The 1,764-nt window shown below is 61.5% G+C and carries 2 protein-coding genes; both read left to right on the top strand.

Annotated features, from left to right (window positions below; all coding sequences use genetic code 11):
• The coding region (locus tag DBR24_RS16395; RefSeq protein WP_146189063.1) for a protein phosphatase CheZ at window positions 1–330 on the top strand (330 nt) is incomplete at its 5' end.
• A 36-nt stretch (window positions 331–366) separates the two neighbouring features.
• Window positions 367–1,764 (top strand): Hpt domain-containing protein (locus DBR24_RS16390; protein WP_177490596.1); only part of this gene is annotated, 1,398 nt, incomplete at its 3' end.

Below are 1,764 nucleotides of genomic sequence, written 5' to 3'. Positions count from 1 at the left end.
CGCAGCAGCACGGACAACCGTGCGGTGTCGAGCAACCTCAACGACATCCTGCTGGCCCAGGATTACCAGGACCTGACCGGTCAGGTGATCAAGCGCGTGACCCAGCTGGTCACCGAAGTCGAAAGCAATTTGCTCAAACTCGTGCTCATGGCCAGTCAGGTGGACCGCTTTGCGGGTATCGAACATGACCGCGCCGCGATGCTTGCAGAAAAAGATCCACAAAAACATCTCTCGCAGGGTGAAGGTCCGCAGATTCATGCCGATAAACGAGAAGACGTTGTGTCCGGTCAGGACGATGTGGACGATTTGCTATCCAGCCTTGGATTTTGAGTTTTAGGTTTTTAGACCTGTAGGAGCACCCCATTAATGAGCTTCGGCGCCGATGAAGAGATCCTTCAGGATTTCCTGGTTGAGGCCGGCGAGATTCTTGAGCAACTGTCCGAACAACTGGTTGAGCTGGAAAGCCGCCCGGATGATGCAGATCTGCTCAACGCAATTTTTCGCGGTTTCCATACTGTAAAAGGGGGCGCCGGCTTCCTTCAGCTCAACGAGCTGGTGGAGTGCTGTCACATCGCCGAAAACGTGTTCGACATCCTGCGCAAGGGTGAACGCCGCGTTGATGCAGAACTGATGGACGTGGTGCTCGAAGCACTGGACGCGGTGAACAGCATGTTCAGCGAAGTCCGTGAACGTGCCCCGATCACCGCCGCCACCCCGGAACTGCTGGCCGCGCTGGCGCGTCTGGCCGAGCCGCAAACGGCCGATCAAGCCCCGGCTTCACCGGTGGCCGAGATGATCGAAGAACTGGTCGTCGAAGGCGATTCCGGCGATTCGGGCGACATCACCGATAACGAATTCGAACAGCTGCTGGACTCGCTGAACGCCGTCAAGGCCGAAGCCGAAGCCCCGGTCGTTGCTGCACCGGTGCAAACTGCCGAAGCGGCCGCCAGCGATGAAATCACCGATGCCGAGTTCGAGTCGCTGCTCGATCAGTTGCACGGCAAAGGCCAGTTCGCACCTGACGCCGTTGCACCGACGGCAGCGCCTGCGGCCCCGGCGGCGGGCGACAGCTCGGACATCACCGACGACGAATTCGAAGCACTGCTTGATCAGTTGCACGGCAAGGGCAACTTCGCCGTGGAAGCGCTGGAGTCGGCGATCGCCTCGGCACCGGCGGCACCTGCCGCACCGGTAGCCGCTGCTGCCGGCAGCGACCTGATCAGCGATCACGAGTTCGAATCGCTGCTCGACGAGCTGCACGGCAAAGGCAAGTTCGATGCAAGCGCTGCGACGGCCGGCTCCGCGTCGACAGTCGCCGCGCCTGCCGCCAAGGCTGCAGCGGCTCCGGCCGCCGCGCCGAAGGCCGCTGCCAAGCCTGAGCCAAAAGCTGAAACGCCAAAACCGGCTGCCGCTGCTGCACCGGCGCCGGCTCGTGCTCCAGCAACTCCGCCACCGGAAAAACCGGCGAGCGAAGCCGAGACCACCGTGCGAGTCGATACCGCGCGTCTCGACGAAATCATGAACATGGTCGGTGAACTGGTGCTGGTGCGTAACCGCCTGGTGCGCCTGGGTCTCAACAGTGGCGACGAAGCCATGTCCAAGGCCGTGTCGAACCTCGACGTGGTCACGGCTGACTTGCAGACCGCGGTGATGAAGACCCGGATGCAGCCGATCAAGAAGGTCTTCGGGCGCTTCCCGCGTCTGGTTCGCGACCTCGCGCGTCAGCTCAAGAAAGAGATCAACCTGGAACTGGTGGGTGAAGAG

This window comes from Pseudomonas sp. HMWF006 (assembly GCF_003061205.1).
Taxonomy (GTDB): domain Bacteria; phylum Pseudomonadota; class Gammaproteobacteria; order Pseudomonadales; family Pseudomonadaceae; genus Aquipseudomonas; species Aquipseudomonas monsensis.
Note: the sequence above shows the minus strand (reverse complement) of the source record. Positions and strands in the feature narration are given on the sequence as shown.